The sequence below is a fragment of the Hylemonella sp. P2_B10 genome (assembly GCF_056404875.1).
Window position 1 is genome coordinate 342,861 of the sequence record NZ_JBFUDE010000002.1, and the last position, 19,881, is coordinate 362,741.

Genomic DNA, 19,881 nt, shown 5'->3' on the forward strand with positions numbered 1-19,881 from the left:
CCTTCAGTTGCTGCTCAGTGCCTTGGGTTGCGTGGGTGCAAACGCTGGCGTGGGCTCGGCGGCATAGCTTTCCATCCGTATGCCGTATTTGGCGCGCACCTTGTCGCCGGGCACCATCAGGTTGCGTTGCACCCAGACCGCCATGCGCAGGGTGACGGGCCGGTTTTCCTTGCTCAGGTAGGCGTGCAGTGCGTCATCGCGGATGTAGGGTTCGGGCGGCGAGCCGGTCAGGCGCCAGCCGTTGGGGTAGACCTGCGCCATCGCGCTGTCCTTGGCGCTGGCGCCGACCACGCGCCGCACATCGGCCATGCGCACCCAGCGGCAGTGGTCGTCGTCCTCCGCCACATAGACGCGTATGTCCTTGTAAGCATAGTAGTTGCCGTGCACTGGCAGCCACATCTTTTCACGCGCCTTGTGCCGGATGTTGGCCACCAGGTTCATGATGGGAATGGGCAACGCAAAGCCGATCAATGCGCCCCACAGCAGGCCCACCGCACCGAACTTGTAGGTACACAGCACCATGCCCGCCACACACAGGGCGATTTGCACCGAAGGCATCGAGAACAGCTTGCGCATGGGTTTGTGCGGTGGCACATCGCGGCAACCGCAACCCAATGTTAACCCCGTGGCCTTGCCCTACAGCGGCAGGCCTGGTCAATAAACTTGATACAGCGGCCAGCCGCAGGCAAAATGGGCCGCTGAAGCCAAGGAGGCTGCACCCATGAGCAAGAAACCGCCTGAGGAGCCCGCACCGCCCAAGGAGGCCAATACGGCCGCGCCTGGCTTGTACGAGAAGAGCGACCCGATTCCGTTGCCCGAGGTGATAGACGGTGACCCGGAGTCGAACTGGGACCTGTGGCAAAAGACACTGGCTTCCGAAGGCAGCAAAAAGCCACCGCCCGGAACTGACAACTTCGACACCACCCAGCCCCTGCCTCTGGCCATGCTGGACAGCTACACCAAGAGAAAGCCGGAGGGCTGAGCAGATCGCGAGCGAGGGCGTGGGCGCCCGGCGCCCGGCGCCCTGGCCTTGCGGCCGCCCTCTCCAACTACGGCAGCTTAGTCCGCGCTGCGGACGTTGCGCTTCTTGGCGTCGCGCGGCACAAACACCTTGCCGCCATTGCCAGGCTTGGCAAAGCCCGTGGGCTTGCCCGTGGCCGGGCGGCGTGCGGCGAAATCGCCACCACGCGGGGCACCAGCGTCAGCACTGCGGCCAGAGCCGGCAAAGCGGTCGTTGAAACCACCCTTGCGCTCGTAGCTGAAACCGCCGTCGTTGCCGCGGCCGCCACGGTCGTCGCGGGGGGCATAGCCGCCACCGAAACCACCGTCGTTGCCACCACCATTGCCGCCAGCAAAGCCACCCACGCGCGGGCCGCGCGGGGCCGCGCGGTCAGCAAAGCCGCCACGGGCAGGTGCGCCGCCGAACTTGCGGTCACGCGAGAAGCCGTCGTTGCCGCCGCGGGTGTTGCGGCCGCCAAAATTGGAACTACCGGCGCGGGCGTCGGGCATGCGCTGTTGCGGCTCCAGGCCCGGAATCACTTCCGCCTTGATGGGCTGGCGGCTGTAGGCCTCGATGTCGAAAATCTTGCGGCGGTCGCGCATTTCGGCAAACGTGATGGCCAGGCCGTCGCGGCCGGCACGGCCAGTACGGCCGATGCGGTGGGTGTAGTCCTCAGCCTTCATGGGCAGGCCGAAGTTGAACACGTGGCTGATGGTGGGCACATCAATGCCGCGCGCGGCCACGTCGGTGGCCACCAGGATCTGCACCTGGCCCTGGCGCAAGGCCATCAGGCGGCGGTTGCGCAGGCCCTGGCTCAGGGCACCGTGCAGGGCCACGGCAGAGAAGCCGTCTTGCTGCAGGTCGTTGGCCAGGCCGTCGCACTCCACCTGCGTGCTGGCGAACACGATGGCCTGGTTGATGGACGCATCACGCAGCCAGTGGTCCAGCAGCTTGCGCTTGTGCTGGGCGTTGTCGGCCCAGAACAGCACCTGCTTGATGTTGACGTGTTTTTCCTGCGGGTTGTCGATCTGCACCTTCTGCGGCGAGCGCATCACGCGCATGGCCAGTTGCTGGATGCGCGGCGCGAAGGTGGCGCTGAACATCATGGTCTGCTTGCGCTCAATCGTCAGCTGGTTGACTTCGGCCAGGTCATCGGAGAAGCCCAGGTCCAGCATGCGGTCGGCTTCGTCCACCACCAGAAACTGCACCTTGTCCAGCTTGATCTGCATGGAGCGTTGCAGGTCCAGCAGGCGGCCGGGGGTGGCCACCACCAGGTCGGCGTTTTGCAGCTTGGCGATCTGCATCTGGTAAGGCATGCCGCCCACCACGTTGGCGATGCGCAGGCCACGGCAATGGCGCACCAGGTCGATGGCGTCATGCGCCACCTGCTGGGCCAGTTCGCGCGTGGGACACAGGATCAGCGCACCGGGGGTGGCGGCCTTGAAGTTGCGCGGGCTGGTGGGGTCTTTGCGCTTGGGGCGCTTCGGTGCAGCTTCGCCCTTGGCGGCGGCTTCAGCGGCGGCGCGCTCATACTCGGCACGCTCCTGGGCGGCGGCCTTGGCCTGTTGGGCCATCAGCGTGTGCAGCACCGGCAGCAAGAAGGCTGCGGTCTTGCCGCTGCCGGTCTGGCTGGAAACCATCAGGTCGATCACGCCCTTGCCGCTGCCATCGGCATCGTCCTGGCCTTGCAGGGCCAGCGGAATGACGGTGTCTTGCACCGCGGTGGGCTGGGTGAAGCCCATGTCTTGCACGGCTTGCAGCAGCTCGGGCGCCAGGCCCAGCTTGATGAAGGCGTTGGGAGCCAGTTCCACAGCATCCACGGCCTGTTCGGCCTGCAGCGCGGGGGTGTTGTCGTTGAGAGAGGAATCAGCGGGCAAAAATTCGCCCGACACGTCAAAAGCGTCAGTCATGAGGTACTCACACGCGAGCGCCACCGAGTGGGCGGCTGCTCCGTTCATGGTTAATCAACATCAACCATCAAACGGAACCGGCGGCGAAGTTGACTTCAGCGCTTGGGGCCCATTTATTCGGGCCCGTGAATGAAGGAGATGCACAAAATGCGTTGCTGTTTGCAGCGCAGCCTTGGATTATGACACGAATTCGGGTTTTTACCTAGGATTGGGCATGGCCCACGTGCATTTGTTCACGAAAGCTTCAGGAAATTGTCCCGGTAGTAGACCAATTCGTCGATGGACTCGTGCACATCGGCCAACGCGGTGTGGCTCTGCTGCTTCTTGAAGGCCGCGTGCAGGCCAGGCCGCCAGCGCTTGGCCAGCTCTTTCAGCGTGGTGACGTCCAGGCAGCGGTAGTGGAAGAAGGCGTCCAGCTGGGGCATGTACTTGACCAGAAAACGCCGGTCCTGGCTGATGGTGTTGCCACACAGCGGCGATTCATTCTTGCCCACGTACTGGCTGAGAAAAGCGATCAATTGCGCCTCGGCCTCGGCTTCGGTCATGGTGGAGGCCTTGACCTTGTCAATCAGCCCGCTCTTGCCGTGGGTGCCCTTGTTCCAGGCGTCCATGGCGTCCAGCTGGGCGTCGCTCTGGTGGACGACGTACACCGGCCCTTCGACCCGAATGCTCAGGTCAGAGTTGGTGACGATGACGGCGATCTCGATGATGCGGTCCACGTCGGGCTCCAGGCCGGTCATTTCACAGTCCAGCCAGACCAGGTTTTTGTTGGATTTTGGGAGTAGGGGGTTCTGTTCTGCCATGTTGAGATTGTCGCCTATGCCCTAAACTTGATGCAATGAGTGAACCCATTTCCCCGTCCACCGCGCTGACGCTGGCATTTTGCGCCGCCCTGGTGGCTGGCCTGCTGCTGAAATTCTGGCTGGCGTCGCGCCAGATACGTCACGTGGCCACCCACCGCGACGCCGTGCCGCCGGCCTTTGCCAGCCAGGTGTCGCTGGCGGCGCACCAAAAGGCCGCCGACTACACCATCGCCAAGGCGCGCTTCGGCCTGCTGGAGCTGGCCTTCGGCGCCGCCCTGCTGCTGGGTTGGACGCTGCTGGGCGGGCTGGACGCGTTGAACCAATGGCTGCTGCACGGGATGGGAGGCGGCATGTGGCAGCAACTGGCGCTGCTGGCTGCCTTCAGCCTAATAGGCGGTGCCATCGACCTGCCGTTCACGCTGTACCAGACCTTCGTCATCGAAGAACGCTTCGGCTTCAACAAGACCCCCTTCAAACTGTGGCTGGTGGACCTGCTGAAGTCGTCGCTGCTGGGCGCGGCCATCGGCCTGCCCATCGCGGCGCTGATTTTGTGGTTCATGGGCGCCACCGGGCGCTGGTGGTGGTTGTATGCCTGGTGCGCGTGGATGGGCTTCAACCTGCTGCTGCTGGTGGTCTACCCGACCTTCATCGCGCCGCTGTTCAACAAGTTCGTGCCGCTGACCGACGAGTCGCTGAAGGCCCGGGTGACGGCGCTGATGCAGCGCTGCGGCTTTGCCGCCAAGGGCTTGTTCGTGATGGATGGCAGCAAGCGCAGCGCGCATGCCAATGCCTATTTCACCGGCTTTGGCGCCGCCAAGCGCGTGGTGTTCTACGACACGCTGCTGGCCAAGCTGACCCCCGGCGAGGTGGATGCGGTGCTGGCCCACGAGCTGGGGCATTTCAAGCACAAGCACATCATCAAGCGCATCGTCAGCCTGTTTGCGATGAGCTTGGCGGGCTTCGCCCTGCTGGGCTGGCTGGCGCAGCAGATCTGGTTCTACACCGGCTTGGGCGTGCAGCCCAACATCGCCGCCGGCTTGACCGGCGCCGCCATCACCGCGCCCAACGACGCGCTAGCGCTGCTGCTGTTCATGCTGGCCGTGCCGCCCTTTGGCTTCTTCATCTCGCCATTGTTCGCCCAGCTGTCGCGCAAGCACGAGTTCGAGGCCGACGCCTACGCGGTGCGCCAGACCAGCGGGCAGGACCTGGCCACGGCGCTGCTGAAGCTGTACGAGGACAACGCCTCCACGCTGACGCCCGACCCGGTTTTCGTCAAGTTTTACTACTCCCACCCGCCGGCTTCCGAGCGCCTGGCCCGCATGGCCAGCTGACCCCCACGGAGATCATTGCCATGGACTCGATGCTGAAGAAAAAGGACTGGTCGGCGCTGACGCGCCGCGCGCTCACCCCTGCCGAGGTGGTGACCCAGTTGGCCCGGCTGAGCGGCTGGACGCTGGACGGCGATGGCCCCGACGTGGCCATCACCAAGACCTTCCGGTTCGCCAACTACTACGAGACCATCTCCTTCGTCAACGCGGTGGCCTTCATCGCCAACGCACAGGACCACCACCCCGACCTGTCGGTGCATTACAACCGCTGCGTGGTGCGTTACAACACGCACGATGTGGGCGGCCTGAGCGCGACCGACTTCGACTGCGCGGCCCGCATCGACGCACTGGTGGCGGAATGATGGCCGCCGCCCTGCCCCGCAGCCCGCTGGCGCTGTCGTCTTGAGCGCACGCATCGAGCTGGAACAAGGCCTGGTGGTGGGCGGCTTCGGCCGCCATTTCCTGGTGGAAACGCCGGAGGGCCGGCGGCTGATCTGCCACCCGCGCGGCAAGAAAAGCCAGGCCGTGGTGGGCGACCAGGTGCTGTGGCAGGCCAGCCAGGACGAGGGCACGATCGAAAAGATCGAACCCCGGCGCAACCTGTTCTACCGCCAGGACGAAATCCGCACCAAGTCGTTTGCGGCCAACCTGGACCAGGTGCTGATGCTGATTGCCGCCGAGCCGGAGTTTTCCGAAAGCCAGCTGTCGCGCGCGCTGATTGCCGCTGAGGCCGAAGGCATCGCGCCCATCATCGCGCTGAACAAGAGCGACCTGGGCGAACCCTTCGAGCGCGCCTGGGCGCGGTTGACCAACTACCGCGACATGGGCTACCAGGTGCTGCGCCTGTCGCTGAAAACCGGCAACGCGCAGGACAAGGCCGAGCTGATGGCGCAGCTGGCAGGCCACACCACGCTGGTGCTGGGCCCTTCAGGCTCGGGCAAGAGCACGATGATCAACCTGCTGGTGCCTGGCGCGTTGGCGCTGACCAATGAGATCTCGCAGGCGCTGAACTCCGGCAAGCACACCACCACCAGCACCACCTGGTACTGGGTGGACACGCCGGACCCCGCCCCCGACGCGCGCCAGCGCACCGCGCTGATCGACTCACCCGGCTTCCAGCAGTTCGGGTTGAACCACATCGACCCCATGCGCCTGGCCAGCTACATGCCCGACCTGAAACGCCATGGGCAGGACTGCAAGTTCTACAACTGCACGCATCTGCATGAACCGGGCTGCGGCGTGATTGCGGCGCTGAACGCCACGGCCACCGAGCACCCCATCACGCCGGAACGCTACAAGATTTACCAAGACCTGTTTGAGGAACTGTCGCAGGGGCCAAGGTACTGAGCCGCCAGCTCAGACATGGCGCACCCACTGGCGCACCAGGTCCAGCAATGCATCGCGCTTTTTCTCAAAATCATGCGCACTGCTGAATTCCACCATGGCGCGGTCCCTGGCCAACCATTTCAGCAGCTTGTCCGGATCGTCCATCACCACGCCGCCCGCTGGCAACTCCCGCACCTTCGCCCCCAGGTGCAACACCAGGCCCAGGCCCGGCTTGGCGCGCAAGTGGGTGGTGGCGAAATACTCGGCCATGCGAAAGCTGGGGGCATTCCACTTGATGCCCTCGGCAATGCCTGGGTGCGCCTGGGTCATCAACAGCCTCAAGGCCTGGATCTGGGGCTTGAAGGGATGTTCGAGTGTGGCCATGAAATCGTCCACGGCTTGACGGGTGTCGGCGCGCGAACTGTGCACAGCAGCCTGACGTTTGGCAGCGGGCAGGGTCACCCCGAATCCCGGTGCTGCTGACCTTCGGCCCGGCCTTTGTCCTGCTTCGCCCGTCGGACCAACACACCCATGCCCACGGCCACGATGACCGCGCCCAGCACGCCCACCCACGACGGGTACAGGCCCATGCCCACGCCGGCGCCGCAAGCGCCGCCAAGCACCAGGGCCGGCAAAATGATCTGCATGGGTTTCATATGCTTACCGGAGGCTCCAGATGTCACGCTGGCTGGCGCGCATAGCTGACGGTCAGCATTTCCCACTGGTGCCCGTCAGGCTCATTCCAGTACACCATGCGCCCGCCATAGGTGGTGTTGACCTGCTTGTCCATGGGGCCGCGCACATCGGCGCGGTAAGGGATGCCGGCGGCCTGGATGCGGGCAAGGATGGCGTCGAACTCGGCCTCGCTAACGCGAAAAGCGAAGTGGTAGATCGGAAACGGCTCATCGGTTTGGATGAAGTCCAGCGTCAGTCCGTCATTGACGTACACCGCATAGAACGGCCCCAGCGGCGCCGGACCGCAAGGCACGCCCAGCAACTCGGCCAGGCGTTTGGCGGATGCATCCCGGCTGTGCGAAGGAACGATGGTGTGGTCCAGCTGTATCGCCATGACCGGTACTTTACGCGCGGGAGGCTAACCCAGCAAGCGTGCCAGCGTCAACAGCGCCAACAGCACCATCCACAGCACCACCGAGCGCCACACCAGGCCGACCACCGAGCGCAGGTGCGCCTGCTCCGGCGCGGGGCGGGTGGACACATCTTCGTCCACGGTGTCGGTGCCCAGCGCCACGTTCAGCGCGCCGGCGGTGGCGGCCAGGATGATGCCGTCGTTGTCGTTGCCAAAGCGCTGCGCGTGGTTGCGCCAGCTGTCTATGGCCTCCTCGAAGCTGCCGACGACGGCAAAACCCAGTGCAGTGACGCGCGCGGGCAGCCAGTCGATCAGCTGCCAGGTTTTTTCCGCGGTGGTCTGCAGTGCATCGCTGACCGGCTGGTTGCCACGCCGCCCGTTATGGCGCCAGTAGCGGGCCACGAACTCGCTCATGCGGTACAGCACCGCACCGGCCGGCCCCAGGCCCAGCGCGGCCAGCACCGAAAACCAGGTGAAGACGCCGAACACATGGCGGTGCGCGGCCAGCACCGAGTACTCGATCACATGGCGCACGATCTCGCTGCGCGGCAGGTCTTTGGCCTCCAGCTGCTGCCATTGCGCCAGCAGCTCGCGGGCCTGGTCCTCGTCGCCGGCTTCCAGCGCGTCGCGTATGTCGGTGAAATGGTGGCTGAACTGACGAAACCCCAGCGAGGCATACAGCACCAGCATGCTCCACACCACGGCGGCGGGCCAGCCGATGGCCAGCAGCAGCGCCCAATGCACCGCCAGCACCACCAGCGAGGGAAAGGCCACCGCGCAGCACCAGGCCAGGCTGGCGTGGTGGGACTGGCCGGCGTCGAAGTTGCGCGACGACCACCGCACCCAGCGCCGCATCATCCCATGCACAAAGTTGCCGCGCGCCAGGGGCTTGGCCTGCTCGATCAACAGTGCAAAAAGAATAGCAATGAAGCTCATGCGGCAATCATAGCCGGCTGAGCTAGGCCACTAAAAATCTGTAGAAGTTGCGCAGCATGCCGGCGGTGGCACCCCAGATGAAGCGCTCGTCATCGCCATCCTGGTAGGGCATGGAGAACCACTCGCGGCGCACGCCTTCCCAATCGAAGGCATGGCGCTGGTGGTTGGCCGGGTCCATCAGGAAAGCCAGCGGCACCTCAAATGCGGCGGCCACTTCGTCGGCGCTCAGCGTCAGCGTGAAGCCGGGGCGCACCAACGCCACCACCGGCGTGATGATGAAATTGGTGCCAGTGACGTACACCGGCAGGCTGCCCAGCACTTCGGCATAGGCGGGCTCCAACCCCACCTCTTCCTGCGCTTCGCGCAAGGCGGTGGCGGCGGGGGTGGGGTCGGTGTCGTCGGTCTTGCCGCCAGGAAAGGCGATCTGGCCCGAATGGGTGGACAGGTGCTCGGTGCGCTGGGTCAACAGCAAGGTGGCGCCCTCTTCCCGCGTGACGATGCCCAGCAGCACGGCGGCGCGTGCCGGCTGACGCTCGGCAAAACGCCGCTCGGCCGACACCTCGGGCTGCCACCCGGGCGGCGGCGCGGCAAAGCGCTGGCGCAGGGCCTGCGGCGTCAGGTTGTCAGGCGGCACGGCCGGCAGATGCGCATCCACCCCCAGCACCGGCACCCGGCGCGCGTCAAAAAACGGCAGCTTGGACAGCGGTGTGGTGCTGGCGGCGGGCGGCACCAAGGGCGGCACAGGGGGCGGCTGGCTCATGACGGTGTAACGGTGAATGTGCGGCGGGCGTTTACGTGACAATCAGCAAGCATGGCAAAGCCAGAAACGACAAAGCCGCCACAAGCAGTTGCCTGGGGCGGCTTTTGGCAGGCTGCTGCCTATCGCTGCTTTAAGCGGCGGTAGCGGTGGCCTTGGCCGGCAGCTTTTCCTTGATGCGGGCCGACTTGCCGCTGCGGTCACGCAGGTAGTACAGCTTGGCGCGGCGCACGTCACCACGGCGCTTGACTTCGATGCTGGCGATCAGCGGGCTGTACAGCTGGAACGTACGCTCCACGCCTTCGCCGCTGGAGATCTTGCGCACGATGAAGCCGCTGTTCAGGCCGCGGTTGCGCTTGGCGATGACCACGCCTTCGTAGGCCTGCACGCGCTTGCGGCTGCCTTCAACCACATTGACGTTGACAATGACGGTGTCGCCAGGGGCGAACGCGGGAATCTTCTTGCCGAGGCGAGCAATTTCTTCTTGCTCAAGGGTCTGGATCAGGTTCATGGTTTCCTCATTGATCTTGCACGCACCTGAATTGGTTGTGCACCCGAAATGGGTGCTTGGGTGCCGGAAGCCTAAAAACAGGCCCGGCGGCCGCGCAGAGGATCGAAAAGCCTTTGATTATAACCAGTTTTTTGCCATTGGCCAAGCCCGGGCAGCGCCAGTCCCCACTGGGCCGCCCCAAGGGGACTGCGGCCCCCTAGGGGGCAGGGAGCTTCACGAAGTGAGTGACCGTGGGGGCGAATTCAAAGTGGCCAGGAAGCGCTCATCCTCGGGGCTCAAGGCGCCGGCTTGCCGCGCCTGCTCTATCAGGTCCGGCCGGTGGCGGGCGGTGACGGCCAGGCGCTGCTCGCGCCGCCAGCGGTCAATCTTGTGGTGGTGGCCGGACAGCAGCACCTCAGGCACCCCCTGCCCTTGCCAGACCTCGGGCCGGGTGTAGTGCGGGCAGTCCAGCAGGCCGTCCAGTTCGGGGTTGAAGCTGTCCTGCTGGTGGCTGCCGGCGTCATTCAACACCCCGGGCTGCAGCCGCGCCACTGCGTCCAGCAAGGCCATGGCGGCGATTTCACCCCCGGACAGCACGAAATCGCCCAGGCTGACTTGTTCGTCCACCTCGGCATCGATGAAACGCTGATCCATGCCCTCGTAGCGCCCGCACAGCAGAATGGCACCCTCGCTGCTGGCCCAGCGCTGCACGGCGGCATGGTCCAGCGGTTTGCCAATGGGTGAGAACAGCACCACCGGTGGCTTGTCAGCGCGCTGGCCGCGCACCTGCGCCAGGCAGCGCGCCAGCGGCTCGGCCATCATCACCATGCCGGGGCCACCGCCAAAAGGCCGGTCGTCCACGCGGCGGTAATTGCCGTCGGCATGGTCCCGCGGGTTGTTCAGGCGCACCTCCACCTGGCCGGACTCGAAGGCACGGCGGGTGATGCCGCTGGTCAGCAGCGGTGCAAACAACTCGGGGAACAGGGTAACGACGTCGAAGCGCATGGCAGCAACGCGTCGTTCAATAGTCGGGCTGCCAGTCGACACGGATCTGCTTGGCGGCCAGGTCCACGTCATCCACAAAGGCGCTGACGAAGGGGATCATGCGCTCCTGCGCCTTGCCGTCCTGCTCAAAATGCAGCACCAGCACGGTCTGCGGGCCGGTGGACAGCAGTTCCTTGACCTCGCCCAGGGCCACGCCTTCGCGGTTGACCACGGCCAGGCCCATCAGGTCGACCCAGTAGTACTCGTCCTTGCCGGCGGTGGGGAAGCTGGAGCGGCCGACAAAGATGCGGGCGCCGCGCAGTGCCTCGGCGCCGGTGCGGTCGTCCACGTCATGCGCGGTGGCCACCACCATGTCGGAATGCTCCTTGGCTTCCTTGATGGCGAGCTTGAGCGTGCCGGTGAAGGTCTTGGTGCCCTGCGTGGCAGGCTGCAAATACCAGCGCTTGGAAGAAAAAAGCGCCTCGGGATCGGCGCTGTAGGGCTGTATCTTGAACCAGCCTTTGATACCCCAGGCATCCAGGATGCGGCCGACCTCGATGGCGTCCGCCGGCAGTTCGGCGGTTTCAAGCGGCGGCATCATGCGTGGAGACCGTTCGGGCTGAGCTTGCAAATAGCCTGGTTCAGGCCCTTCGACAAGCTCAGGGCGAACGGGAATTAAGCAGCCTTCTTGGCGTGCTGGTCGATCAGGCGTTCCACCGTGGGGGAAGCCTGGGCGCCAACGCCCTTCCAGTAGGTCAGGCGATCCTGCGCGATGCGGATGCTTTCCTCGCTGGCGGTAGCGATGGGGTTGTAAAAGCCGATGCGCTCGATGAAGCGGCCGTCACGACGGTTGCGCTTGTCGGCGACGACAATGTTGAAGAACGGGCGAGCCTTGGCACCGCCACGGGCGAGTCGAATGACGACCATGATTTATCCTTTGGGTGGCGGACATTTGATTTCCGCCAAAAAGCTTTTAAAGAAGCAGCTCTGATCCGGTGTTTGAGACACGCGACATGGCCACCCGGCCAGCGACACACTGGATAGCCCGCTATTATAGTCTTTTTCCCGCCACATGCCTACCCTACGCCCCAGCACGGACGCCGACGTGCCTGCGATCGCCGCCATTTATGCCCACCACGTGCTGACCGGCACCGCCTCGTTTGAGTTGACACCGCCCAGCGTGGCCGACATGCTGCAGCGCCGTGCCGACGTGCTGGCCAAGGGCCTGCCCTACCTGGTGGCCGAGCAAGATGGGCAGGTGCTGGGCTATGCCTACTGCGGTCCGTTCCGGCCGCGCCCTGCCTACCGTTTCGCGGCCGAAGACTCGATTTATCTGGCCCCCGAGGCGGCCGGCCGTGGCCTGGGCAAGGCCTTGCTGGCCGAACTGGCGGCGCGCGCCCAGCAAGCCGGCATCCGCAAGCTGGTGGCGGTGATAGGCGACTCGGCCAATGTCGGCTCCATAGGCGTGCACCGGGCGGTGGGCTTCACCACCGTGGGCGTGCTGAAATCGGTTGGGCGAAAATTCGATCGCTGGCTGGACGTGGTGATGATGGAGAAGCCGCTGGGCTTGGGCGACACTACGGCACCTGATTGAACCGCGACAACAATGAAAAACAAAACCCTGGCCGCCTGGCTGGCCTTCCTGGGCGGCCCGCTGGGCCTGCACCGCTTCTACCTGCACGGCCTGGGCGACATGGTGGGTTGGCTGCTGCCCATCCCCACCGCGTTGGGCCTGTACGGCATCAACCGGGTCAAGCAATTCGGCGTTGACGACACCTGGAGCTGGCTGCTAATCCCGCTGCTCGGCTTCACCATTGCCGGCTGCATGCTGATGGCCATCATCTATGGCCTGATGACACCAGAGAAGTGGAACGCGCGCCACAACCCGACCATCCCTCAGGATGCCCCGGCTGGCACCACCAACTGGCTGACCATAGGTGCGGTGGTGCTGTCGCTGCTGCTGGGCGCCACGGTGCTGATGTCCAGCATCGCCTTCAGCTTTCAGCGCTACTTTGAGTACCAGGTGGAAGAGGCGCGCAAGATCAGCCAGTGAGCGCCTCGGGTCCTGCCCCTGTGCACGAAGAGACGGGCAAAAAATAGCGGATACTAGGTATAAATCTGCGTAGAAAAAAGCAAGCAGAGATCTAGCCGGCCCTCTTCACAAAGGCCGGTCAGGGAGGTACCACCATGGGATTGGCTTTCGTCTCGGGCATTGTGCTGCTGTTCGGCGCACTGTTGGCGTTTGAAAACCAGGCGCAGGGCCAGCCGCTCGCCTTGCGGCCGGCAGGGCTGCTGACCTGGTTGGTCAGCGGCAACTGGCCCGCCAAGGTCGGTGCGGGTCTGCTGATCATCAGCACCGGCGCGCTGTTGCGCTACCTGATGATCAACATCGAGTGGCCTCCCAGCGTGAAACTGCTGTCGGGCGTGGCCATGTCGGCGGCACTCGGCTTGGGCAGCGGCGCCTTGCGCGCCTCTCCGCGCCTGCGGGCCGTTCACCTGGCACTGGCCGGGGCCAGCCTGGGTGTGGCCTACCTGACGGCCTACAGCGCCTATGGCGTATTCCGCCTAGTGGGCGAGGCCGAGGCACTGGGCGGCCTGTTCATCGTGGCCAGCGCGGGCACGCTGTTCGCGGTGGCCAGCCGCGCCGTCTCCATCGCCGCCCTCGCCATGGTCGGGGCCTTCATCGCCCCGGCGTTTGCGCTGACCCAGCCCGAACCGGCGGCACTGCTGCAGTACTACCTGCTGGCCAGCTGCCTGGTGCTGTTCATGGTCTGGCGGCGCGGCTGGCGTCCATTGATTCACCTGAGCTTTCTGTTCACGCTGGCTGGCGGCGCTTTCTTCGGCTGGATGCAAGGACTGTACGTACAAATATCGTATGACCAGGCGCACCCGCTGCTGCTGCTGAGCATCGCGCTGCACCTCGCGATGCCATTCGCCGAGCCGGCGGACACGGCGCGGCAGCCCTTGCACAACCGCTGGCTGCATCGTTTCGACATGGGCTACTTCCTGCTGCTGCCGCTGGCCGCGCTGGCGCTGACACTGGCGGGTGCGGCGCAGGTGCGCCCGCAAAGCGCCATTGGCTTGGCCGAGCTGGGGCTGATGTGGCTGGTGGCCGCAGGCGTGCAGCAATGGCGCTTTCGCGCCGGCACGAAGCGTTTCCTGGCGGTGGCCTCGCTGTTCCTGTGCCTGGCGGCCTTGCTGTGGCTGGACAACCTGCCCTATTTCCTGATCGGCGCGGTGGTGGCTTGTGCGTTGCTGGCCGCGGGGCCCCGTGGCGGTGTGCCCGAAGAGCTGGAAGGCGTGCTGTCTGCCGCCGGGCTGGCTTGCGCGGCTGGCTACCTGCTGGATGCGCTGAGCCAGCCGGTGGCGGGCCAGCCGCTGCTCAACCCGGGCTGGCTGCGCAACATTGTGCTGGCGGCGGCGCTGACTTTGGCCGGCATACGGTTGCGGCAGCAAGGCTCGCGGCTGGCGGTGGTGTTCATCACCATCGCGTCCACTTGGTTCTTCGTCTGCACCGCGCGCGAGGTGGCGCGGCTGAATCTGCAGCACTTTCCACAGATCGCCTACCTGGCGCTGCTGGCCGCCACATTGGCCTATGCGGTATCGCTGGTCTGGCGCCAGCCTGGTGCAACGGCTTTGCGCCTGCTGGTGGCGGCCCATTTCTTTGGCGGCTTCCTCAGCGTCAATGGCTTCCCGGCCTGGGCACTGCTGCCGCTGATGCTGGCTGGCCATGCTGTTTTCTCCCTGACGGCCTGGCTGGCCGAACGGCATGCCGAAGGCGGCGCTGCGGTTGCCGGCGAGGCGCGCAGCGCCTTGCCGTTGCTGCTGCTGCCCTGGGCCATCGCCTACAGCCAAAACCAGGGCCAAGGGCAGTTCGCGGCGATGATGGTGTTGCTGGTCTGCAGCGCGCTGTCGGCATCACTGCAAGGGCAGTTGTCCGGCCGGCACGCCCCGGCGTGGCCCAATCCGCTGTCGCCGCTGGGCTTGGTGCTGGCGACCGCCTACCTGCTGTTCCAGACCTTGATCCACATTGAGCGCAGCCCCTGGGCTGTGGCTTACGAACTGCTGGCCTTGTTGTACCTGTGGCAGTCGCTGCGCGCCGTGCAGGGGCTCAGCGGCCGCGACATCCAGGTGTTCAAAGCCGTGGGTCTGTTCGCCGCACTCAGCGTGGTGCTGGCGAACATCCTGCGCGGCTTCGGTCCCGCCGGGGTACTGAACATCCTGGACTTCAACCGGCTGCTGCTGCCGGCCGTCGTCTCCCTGCTGCTGGCCGGCGCCGGCGCCCTGCTCGCCTGGCTGTCGGCGGGCTACCAATCGCGCCGCATGTGGGCCATCGGCACAGCGGTGCTGGCCTGCGCTGCGCTCAAGCTGGTGCTGCTGGACTTTGGCTCACTGGGCCAATTGGGCAACATCCTGGCCATGATGGGCGCCGGTGCCATCTTCCTGCTGGTGGCCTGGCTGGTGCCTATACCGCCCAGGGCGGCCGAAACGCCGGCCGAAGAGGCTGCTGGCACCGCATCGGGACCACATGAGCCGCAGGCGGCGGCCGACTTGCAGGCGGACTTCCAGGACACGCAGCCCTCCGTGCTCGAGCCGATGCCGGCAGCTGCCATGGCCGCCCACGCCTCAGCCCCCGCCGTCGCAGGCGTCACGCCTGCCCAAGGCACGGCAGCCAGCACGGAATCCCTGGAGCGCGTACGCGCCAGGTTGCAACGGCAGCGTGAAACGGCAGCGGCCTCCGGCGGCAACCGCTGGATGTGGCTGCTGCTGGGCCTGCTTCTGTTCGCCATCTATGCCAACCACGCGCTGCGCCATCGCAAACCGGCGGCGCCATCGGTGGTGGTGGCTCCCGCGCCGCAGGCCGCACCCCAAGTGGCGGCCGAACCACTGCACCCGGCCATCACACACGTACGCCCCCGCTTGACCGAAAGCACCGCCACGCTGTCGCAAGCGGCCACAGCCGCGGCGCAGCTGGCCGCACCACCACTGCCACCGGTGGCACCCGCGTGCGCTTTCCCCGGTGTGAACCTGTCGGGCGATTTCGCCGTACTGGCGGCCGGCGCTTACAGCGGCCGGCGCACCGACATGCAGATCGACCAAAGCGGCCATGCCGCGACGCAGATCGACGTCATCGTGCACCGCACCGACAAGCCGGTGGTGCTGATGCTGGGTGCCTATGAGCCCACCATCTGGAACATCGCCCGCACACCCAACACGCGGATTGCCGGTGTGCTGGCCAGCGGCTACCACCGCCAGGCAGTCGCCGGCCTGGAGCCCAGCGTACCGGTGCTGGAGGCCACCTACGACAACAAGAGCGCCTGTGGCTATTTCTATGTCAACACCGACAACCTGAGGTCGATCAACCCCCTGTCGCAGCGCCTGTTCCAGCGCAACGTCGACATGGTCTACCCGGCGCAGAACGGCAGCGTGACCGTCAGCGACGCCGGCTTCACCCCTGTCAACCTGGTGCGCTCCAATGCCGTCACCCCCGAGTCCTTCCGGGACCGCAATGCGCCGCTGGCGGGCATGGCTGGGCTGGACGATGGCGTGCGCAAAGGCCTGCTGCGCAACGCCACCCAAGCGGACCTGGATGCCTGGGCCAGTGCCGCTCAAGCGCAAGCCAACGCGCGCAACAACCTGCCCCCTGTGGCCGGCCAGGTGCGCGCCGAACGCAGTGTGTCTTCCTTGATGCTGATCCGGGCCTACGTGGTGCAGCAGGCCTACACCTACCCGGCCGGCCTGTGGGGAGGCAACCTGGCAACCTTCATCATCCCCCGGGGAGTGCCCCGCCCCAGCGGCAACCCGGGGCATTCGATGGTGCTGGACTACAACACCCTGAGTTGCCAGGGGCCGGGGTGCGCAGGGGGACGCTGAGGCCTGCTGCCAGCCCGGCGCAGGCTCGGCGTCAAAAAATCTGCAAGCTGGCCCAATAAGCCACCGCCGCCACAAAGGCGCTGGCGGGGATGGTGAAGATCCAGGCCCAGACGATGTTGCCGGCCACACCCCAGCGCACGGCGCTGGCACGCTTGGCGGCGCCAACGCCGACAATGGCGCCGGTGATGGTGTGGGTGGTGGACACCGGGATGCCCAGCGCGGTGGCCAGGAACAGCGTCATCGCGCCGCCGGTTTCGGCACAGAAACCGCCTACGGGCTTGAGCTTGGTGATTTTCTGTCCCATGGTCTTGACGATGCGCCAGCCACCGAACATGGTGCCCGCGCCGATGGCCAGGTAGCAGCTGACGATGACCCAGCTCGGCGGCGACGACTCTGTAGCGGCCACATGGCCGGTGGCGATCAGCATCATCCAGATGATGCCTATGGTCTTTTGCGCGTCGTTGCCACCATGGCCCAGGCTGTAGGCGCCGGCCGAGACCAGTTGCAGGCGGCGAAACCAGCGGTCCACCTTCAACGGCGTGGTGCGACGAAACACCCAGGCCACCAACAGCATCATCAACGAGCCCAGCAGAAAGCCCAGCAGCGGTGAAATGAAGATGAAGGCCACAGTCTTGCCAATGCCGCCGGCAATCAGGGAGCCGGCGCCGGCCTTGGCAATCACGGCGCCGACGATGCCGCCGATCAGCGCGTGCGAGGAACTGCTGGGAATGCCGTAGTACCAGGTGATGAAGTTCCAGGTGATGGCGCCCACCAGCGCGCCGAACACCACATGCACGTCCACCACGCCGGGCTGGACAATGCCCTTGCCCACCGTGGCGGCCACGCTCAGGTGGAAGATCAGGATGGCAACCACGTTGAAGAAGGCGGCAAACAACACCGCCTGCCCCGGCTTGAGCACACCGGTGGACACCACCGTGGCGATCGAGTTGGCGGCATCATGGAAGCCGTTCATGAAGTCGAACGCCAACGCCAGCGCCACCAGCAGCAGCACCACCCACAGGGCAACTTGTACAGTCTGCATAACCTGCTTAACCTGCGTAAACTAAGGAGAGCGTGATCAGGAGTTCTCGAGGACCACGCCCTCGATCAGGTTGGCCACGTCCTCGCACTTGTCGGTGATGGTTTCCAGCAGCTCATAGATGGCCTTGAGCTTGATCACCTCGCGCACGTCCGGCTCCTCGCGGAACAGCTTGCTCATGGCCGAGCGCATCACGCGGTCGGCGTCGGATTCGAGCTTGTCGATTTCTTCGCAGGTTTTCAGCGCCGCTTCGGCGGTCTTGGGGTCGTTGATCTTCTCCAGCATGTAGACCGCTTCCTTCAGGCGCTCGCAGCATTTGACGCTGAGGCTGGTCAGGCGGGTGATCTCTTCCGTCATCACGCGCACGTCGTACAGCGCCATGGTCTCGGCCGAGTCCTGTATCAGGTCGGCCACGTCGTCCATGGTGTTGATCAGCGAATGGATCTGTTCACGGTCAATGGGCGTGATGAAGGTCTTGTGCAGCAGCTTGTTGACGTCGTGCGTCACGCGGTCGGCGGCACGCTCAGCGTTGTCGACGTCGCGGTTGTACTGCTCGCGCAGGTGCGGGTCGTTGTAGTTGGCCACCAGTTGCGAGAAGGCGCGCGCGGCCTCCACGATGCGGTCGGCATGCTGGTTGAACATCTCGAAGAAATTGCCTTCACGCGGCATCAATTTGCCAAACAGCATGAAACGCTCCAGAAAAAATAGGAAATCCGCCAAAAATGACGGATTTGTGACAGGCGAGAGTGTACCCGCTGGCCCAGCCTGCTGGCCCGGGTTAACGCGGGGTCAGGCGCTGCGAAAGATGAAGTAGACAGCCCCCACTAGACACAGACCAGCCCACAAATAGTCGAGTTTCAGCGGCTCGTGCATGAAGAACACTGCAAATGGCACAAACACGCCCAGGGTGACCACCTCCTGGATGATCTTCAACTGCCCGACTGAAAAACCAGCCTGCTGGAAGCCGATGCGGTTGGCCGGCACCTGCAGCAGGTATTCAAACAGTGCAATGCCCCAGCTGACCAGCGCCGCCACGTACCAGGGCGCGGTGGCCAGGTTCTTCAGGTGGCCATACCAGGCAAAGGTCATGAACACGTTGGACAGGGCCAGCAGGATCACGGCCTGCACCGAAAACGGAATGGAGGACAGGAAGTTCATGGGCAGGATTATTTCCTACCCGCGCCTGCAGCCTGAAACTCAGGCCAGCGCCTGTTTCAGGTCGTCCACCAGGTCGTCCGGGTGCTCCAGCCCCACCGACACGCGCAACAGGCCTTGGGGGGTCTTGCTCGCCGGGCCTTCGATTGAGGCCCGGTGCTCGATCAGGCTTTCCACGCCGCCCAGGCTGGTGGCGCGGGTGAAGATCTCCACCTTGGCGGCCACCGCCATGGCGGCGTCCTTGCCGCCCTGCACCTCGAAGGACAGCATGCCGCCGAAGCCCGACATCTGCTTCTTCGCCACCGCGTGGAAGGCGTTGCCCTCCAGGCCAGGGTAGTGCACCGCGCTGACCTTGGGGTGGGCGTGCAGAAACTCGGCCACCTGCTGAGCATTGGCACAGTGCGTCTTCATGCGTATCGGCAGCGTGGGCAGGCTGCGCATCACCAGCCAGCTGTCAAACGGTGCCGCCACGCCGCCGCCAAACAGTTGCGCGGTGCGCACATTGGCGAAGTGCTCGTCATTGGCCTTGGCAATCACCACGCCGCCCAGCACATCACTGCGCCCACCCAGGTACTTGGTGGTGGCGTGCATCACCATGTCGCAGCCCAGCGCCAGCGGCTGCTGCAGCACGGGGCTGGCGAAGGTGTTGTCGACAATGGCGCGGGCGCCGGCTTGATGGGCCATGGCCACCAGCGCGGCAATGTCCACACACTGCAGCAGCGGGTTGGAGGGGGTCTCTATCCAGACGATCTTGGTCTGCGGCGTCAGTGCATCGCGCACCACGTCCAGCCGGGTCATGTCCACGAACGACACCGTGACACCCCACTTGGCAAACAGGTGCTTCAGCACGTTGGCGGTGCCATGGTAGATGTCGGCCGGGGCCACCACATGGTCACCCGGCGACAGGCCCTGAAAGATGGCTGTCACCGCCGCCAGGCCCGACGCAAAGGCCGCCGCCCCGGCGCCACCTTCCAGCGCCGCCAAAGCGGCTTCCAGGCCATTGCGGTTGGGGTTGTGGTTGCGCGAATACAGGTAGCCGCGCGGGTAGCCACCGTCGGCATCGCGCTCGAACGTGGTGGACAGGTGGATAGGCTCGGTCACCGCGCCGGTGGCCGGGTCCACGCCATGCCCGGCATGCACCGCCAGGGTTTCCAATCGGTAGTGCTTGCCGGGTTTCATGCTCACGGGTTCC

23 protein-coding genes are annotated in these 19,881 nt (G+C 65.2%); 7 read left to right on the forward strand and 16 right to left on the reverse strand.

Translation table 11 applies throughout. From position 1 onward, the window contains the following. Nucleotides 1-3 precede the first annotated feature (3 nt). Complete coding sequence (locus tag AC1DX2_RS09425; protein ID WP_477196080.1) at nt 4-576, reverse strand: hypothetical protein; 573 nt, start codon at nt 574-576, stop codon at nt 4-6. Nucleotides 577-721: 145 nt separating this feature from the next. Between AC1DX2_RS09425 and AC1DX2_RS09430 the strand changes: the two genes are divergently transcribed. After that, nucleotides 722-982 (forward strand): hypothetical protein, encoded by a 261-nt coding sequence (locus AC1DX2_RS09430; protein WP_477196081.1) that lies wholly within the window; start codon nt 722-724, stop codon nt 980-982. 77 nt (nt 983-1,059) lie between these two features. Here AC1DX2_RS09430 and AC1DX2_RS09435 read toward each other — a convergent pair whose 3' ends face one another. Further along, the gene (locus AC1DX2_RS09435; RefSeq protein ID WP_477196082.1) at nt 1,060-2,910 is read right to left on the reverse strand and encodes a DEAD/DEAH box helicase; all 1,851 of its coding nucleotides are present in this window, start codon (nt 2,908-2,910) and stop codon (nt 1,060-1,062) included. A gap of 233 nt (nt 2,911-3,143) precedes the next feature. Beyond that, nucleotides 3,144-3,713: an oligoribonuclease gene (gene orn / locus AC1DX2_RS09440; RefSeq protein WP_477196083.1), complete on the reverse strand. Its 570-nt coding sequence runs from the start codon at nt 3,711-3,713 to the stop codon at nt 3,144-3,146. Between the two features lie 35 nt (nt 3,714-3,748). Here orn and AC1DX2_RS09445 point away from each other — a divergent pair, with 35 nt between their 5' ends. Genes AC1DX2_RS09445 through rsgA form a run of 3 tightly spaced genes read left to right on the forward strand, consistent with a single transcriptional unit; the run spans nt 3,749 to nt 6,388 of the window. Then, entirely contained in the window at nt 3,749-5,044 is a 1,296-nt protein-coding gene (locus AC1DX2_RS09445) for a M48 family metallopeptidase (protein ID WP_477196084.1), read from the forward strand. A gap of 14 nt (nt 5,045-5,058) precedes the next feature. Then, a complete protein-coding gene (locus AC1DX2_RS09450) occupies nt 5,059-5,403 on the forward strand; it encodes a 4a-hydroxytetrahydrobiopterin dehydratase (RefSeq protein WP_477196659.1) in 345 nt (114 codons plus the stop codon). 40 nt (nt 5,404-5,443) lie between these two features. Next, entirely contained in the window at nt 5,444-6,388 is a 945-nt protein-coding gene (gene rsgA / locus AC1DX2_RS09455) for a ribosome small subunit-dependent GTPase A (protein ID WP_477196085.1), read from the forward strand. Between the two features lie 9 nt (nt 6,389-6,397). Here rsgA and AC1DX2_RS09460 read toward each other — a convergent pair whose 3' ends face one another. The 9 genes from AC1DX2_RS09460 to rpsP form a co-directional block, all read right to left on the reverse strand. Continuing rightward, nucleotides 6,398-6,751, reverse strand: a complete 354-nt coding sequence (locus AC1DX2_RS09460; RefSeq protein WP_477196086.1) for a DUF1801 domain-containing protein — start codon at nt 6,749-6,751, stop codon at nt 6,398-6,400. A 74-nt stretch (nt 6,752-6,825) separates the two neighbouring features. After that, on the reverse strand, nt 6,826-7,014 hold the full coding sequence (locus AC1DX2_RS09465) for a hypothetical protein (protein ID WP_477196087.1): 189 nt from the start codon (nt 7,012-7,014) through the stop codon (nt 6,826-6,828). Nucleotides 7,015-7,046: 32 nt separating this feature from the next. Continuing rightward, on the reverse strand, nt 7,047-7,436 hold the full coding sequence (locus AC1DX2_RS09470) for a VOC family protein (protein WP_477196088.1): 390 nt from the start codon (nt 7,434-7,436) through the stop codon (nt 7,047-7,049). Between the two features lie 24 nt (nt 7,437-7,460). After that, on the reverse strand, nt 7,461-8,390 hold the full coding sequence (locus AC1DX2_RS09475; RefSeq protein ID WP_477196089.1) for a CobD/CbiB family protein: 930 nt from the start codon (nt 8,388-8,390) through the stop codon (nt 7,461-7,463). A gap of 22 nt (nt 8,391-8,412) precedes the next feature. Continuing rightward, complete coding sequence (locus tag AC1DX2_RS09480) at nt 8,413-9,150, reverse strand: CoA pyrophosphatase (RefSeq protein WP_477196090.1); 738 nt, start codon at nt 9,148-9,150, stop codon at nt 8,413-8,415. A gap of 130 nt (nt 9,151-9,280) precedes the next feature. Further along, the gene (gene rplS / locus AC1DX2_RS09485) at nt 9,281-9,658 is read right to left on the reverse strand and encodes a 50S ribosomal protein L19 (RefSeq protein WP_477196091.1); all 378 of its coding nucleotides are present in this window, start codon (nt 9,656-9,658) and stop codon (nt 9,281-9,283) included. A 213-nt stretch (nt 9,659-9,871) separates the two neighbouring features. Further along, nucleotides 9,872-10,642 carry a tRNA (guanosine(37)-N1)-methyltransferase TrmD gene (gene trmD, locus AC1DX2_RS09490; RefSeq protein ID WP_477196092.1) on the reverse strand — a complete coding sequence of 257 codons (771 nt, stop codon included), beginning with the start codon at nt 10,640-10,642 and terminating at the stop codon, nt 9,872-9,874. A gap of 16 nt (nt 10,643-10,658) precedes the next feature. Further along, nucleotides 10,659-11,222, reverse strand: coding sequence for a ribosome maturation factor RimM (rimM, locus tag AC1DX2_RS09495; RefSeq protein WP_477196093.1), 564 nt, complete (start codon nt 11,220-11,222; stop codon nt 10,659-10,661). Between the two features lie 74 nt (nt 11,223-11,296). Next, a complete protein-coding gene (gene rpsP / locus AC1DX2_RS09500; protein ID WP_477196094.1) occupies nt 11,297-11,548 on the reverse strand; it encodes a 30S ribosomal protein S16 in 252 nt (83 codons plus the stop codon). 145 nt (nt 11,549-11,693) lie between these two features. Between rpsP and AC1DX2_RS09505 the strand changes: the two genes are divergently transcribed. The 3 genes from AC1DX2_RS09505 to AC1DX2_RS09515 all read left to right on the forward strand — a co-directional run bounded on the left by AC1DX2_RS09505 (nt 11,694) and on the right by AC1DX2_RS09515 (nt 16,495). Further along, nucleotides 11,694-12,215, forward strand: coding sequence for an N-acetyltransferase family protein (locus AC1DX2_RS09505; protein WP_477196095.1), 522 nt, complete (start codon nt 11,694-11,696; stop codon nt 12,213-12,215). Nucleotides 12,216-12,227: 12 nt separating this feature from the next. Further along, entirely contained in the window at nt 12,228-12,674 is a 447-nt protein-coding gene (locus AC1DX2_RS09510) for a hypothetical protein (protein WP_477196096.1), read from the forward strand. Between the two features lie 134 nt (nt 12,675-12,808). Beyond that, nucleotides 12,809-16,495: a DUF2339 domain-containing protein gene (locus AC1DX2_RS09515; protein WP_477196097.1), complete on the forward strand. Its 3,687-nt coding sequence runs from the start codon at nt 12,809-12,811 to the stop codon at nt 16,493-16,495. Between the two features lie 31 nt (nt 16,496-16,526). Here the strand turns inward: AC1DX2_RS09515 and AC1DX2_RS09520 are convergent, their stop codons facing one another. The 4 genes from AC1DX2_RS09520 to AC1DX2_RS09535 form a co-directional block, all read right to left on the reverse strand. Further along, entirely contained in the window at nt 16,527-17,537 is a 1,011-nt protein-coding gene (locus AC1DX2_RS09520; RefSeq protein WP_477196098.1) for an inorganic phosphate transporter, read from the reverse strand. Nucleotides 17,538-17,573: 36 nt separating this feature from the next. Continuing rightward, complete coding sequence (locus tag AC1DX2_RS09525; protein ID WP_477196099.1) at nt 17,574-18,221, reverse strand: DUF47 domain-containing protein; 648 nt, start codon at nt 18,219-18,221, stop codon at nt 17,574-17,576. 102 nt (nt 18,222-18,323) lie between these two features. Beyond that, nucleotides 18,324-18,692, reverse strand: coding sequence for a DMT family protein (locus AC1DX2_RS09530; RefSeq protein WP_477196100.1), 369 nt, complete (start codon nt 18,690-18,692; stop codon nt 18,324-18,326). Nucleotides 18,693-18,731: 39 nt separating this feature from the next. Next, nucleotides 18,732-19,868 (reverse strand): trans-sulfuration enzyme family protein, encoded by a 1,137-nt coding sequence (locus tag AC1DX2_RS09535; protein WP_477196660.1) that lies wholly within the window; start codon nt 19,866-19,868, stop codon nt 18,732-18,734. Between the last annotated feature and the right edge of the window lie 13 nt (nt 19,869-19,881).

Bases quoted from the DNA above. Each gene is read 5' to 3' on its own strand.
- AC1DX2_RS09425 (WP_477196080.1), bottom strand. From the start codon at position 576: ATGCGCAAGCTGTTCTCGATGCCTTCGGTGCAAATCGCCCTGTGTGTG.
- AC1DX2_RS09430 (WP_477196081.1), top strand. From the start codon at position 722: ATGAGCAAGAAACCGCCTGAGGAGCCCGCACCGCCCAAGGAGGCCAAT.
- AC1DX2_RS09435 (WP_477196082.1), bottom strand. From the start codon at position 2,910: ATGACTGACGCTTTTGACGTGTCGGGCGAATTTTTGCCCGCTGATTCC.
- orn (WP_477196083.1), bottom strand. From the start codon at position 3,713: ATGGCAGAACAGAACCCCCTACTCCCAAAATCCAACAAAAACCTGGTC.
- AC1DX2_RS09445 (WP_477196084.1), top strand. From the start codon at position 3,749: ATGAGTGAACCCATTTCCCCGTCCACCGCGCTGACGCTGGCATTTTGC.
- AC1DX2_RS09460 (WP_477196086.1), bottom strand. From the start codon at position 6,751: ATGGCCACACTCGAACATCCCTTCAAGCCCCAGATCCAGGCCTTGAGG.
- AC1DX2_RS09465 (WP_477196087.1), bottom strand. From the start codon at position 7,014: ATGCAGATCATTTTGCCGGCCCTGGTGCTTGGCGGCGCTTGCGGCGCC.
- AC1DX2_RS09470 (WP_477196088.1), bottom strand. From the start codon at position 7,436: ATGGCGATACAGCTGGACCACACCATCGTTCCTTCGCACAGCCGGGAT.
- AC1DX2_RS09475 (WP_477196089.1), bottom strand. From the start codon at position 8,390: ATGAGCTTCATTGCTATTCTTTTTGCACTGTTGATCGAGCAGGCCAAG.
- AC1DX2_RS09480 (WP_477196090.1), bottom strand. From the start codon at position 9,150: ATGAGCCAGCCGCCCCCTGTGCCGCCCTTGGTGCCGCCCGCCGCCAGC.
- rplS (WP_477196091.1), bottom strand. From the start codon at position 9,658: ATGAACCTGATCCAGACCCTTGAGCAAGAAGAAATTGCTCGCCTCGGC.
- trmD (WP_477196092.1), bottom strand. From the start codon at position 10,642: ATGCGCTTCGACGTCGTTACCCTGTTCCCCGAGTTGTTTGCACCGCTG.
- rimM (WP_477196093.1), bottom strand. From the start codon at position 11,222: ATGATGCCGCCGCTTGAAACCGCCGAACTGCCGGCGGACGCCATCGAG.
- rpsP (WP_477196094.1), bottom strand. From the start codon at position 11,548: ATGGTCGTCATTCGACTCGCCCGTGGCGGTGCCAAGGCTCGCCCGTTC.
- AC1DX2_RS09505 (WP_477196095.1), top strand. From the start codon at position 11,694: ATGCCTACCCTACGCCCCAGCACGGACGCCGACGTGCCTGCGATCGCC.
- AC1DX2_RS09510 (WP_477196096.1), top strand. From the start codon at position 12,228: ATGAAAAACAAAACCCTGGCCGCCTGGCTGGCCTTCCTGGGCGGCCCG.
- AC1DX2_RS09515 (WP_477196097.1), top strand. From the start codon at position 12,809: ATGGGATTGGCTTTCGTCTCGGGCATTGTGCTGCTGTTCGGCGCACTG.
- AC1DX2_RS09520 (WP_477196098.1), bottom strand. From the start codon at position 17,537: ATGCAGACTGTACAAGTTGCCCTGTGGGTGGTGCTGCTGCTGGTGGCG.
- AC1DX2_RS09525 (WP_477196099.1), bottom strand. From the start codon at position 18,221: ATGCTGTTTGGCAAATTGATGCCGCGTGAAGGCAATTTCTTCGAGATG.
- AC1DX2_RS09530 (WP_477196100.1), bottom strand. From the start codon at position 18,692: ATGAACTTCCTGTCCTCCATTCCGTTTTCGGTGCAGGCCGTGATCCTG.
- AC1DX2_RS09535 (WP_477196660.1), bottom strand. From the start codon at position 19,868: ATGAAACCCGGCAAGCACTACCGATTGGAAACCCTGGCGGTGCATGCC.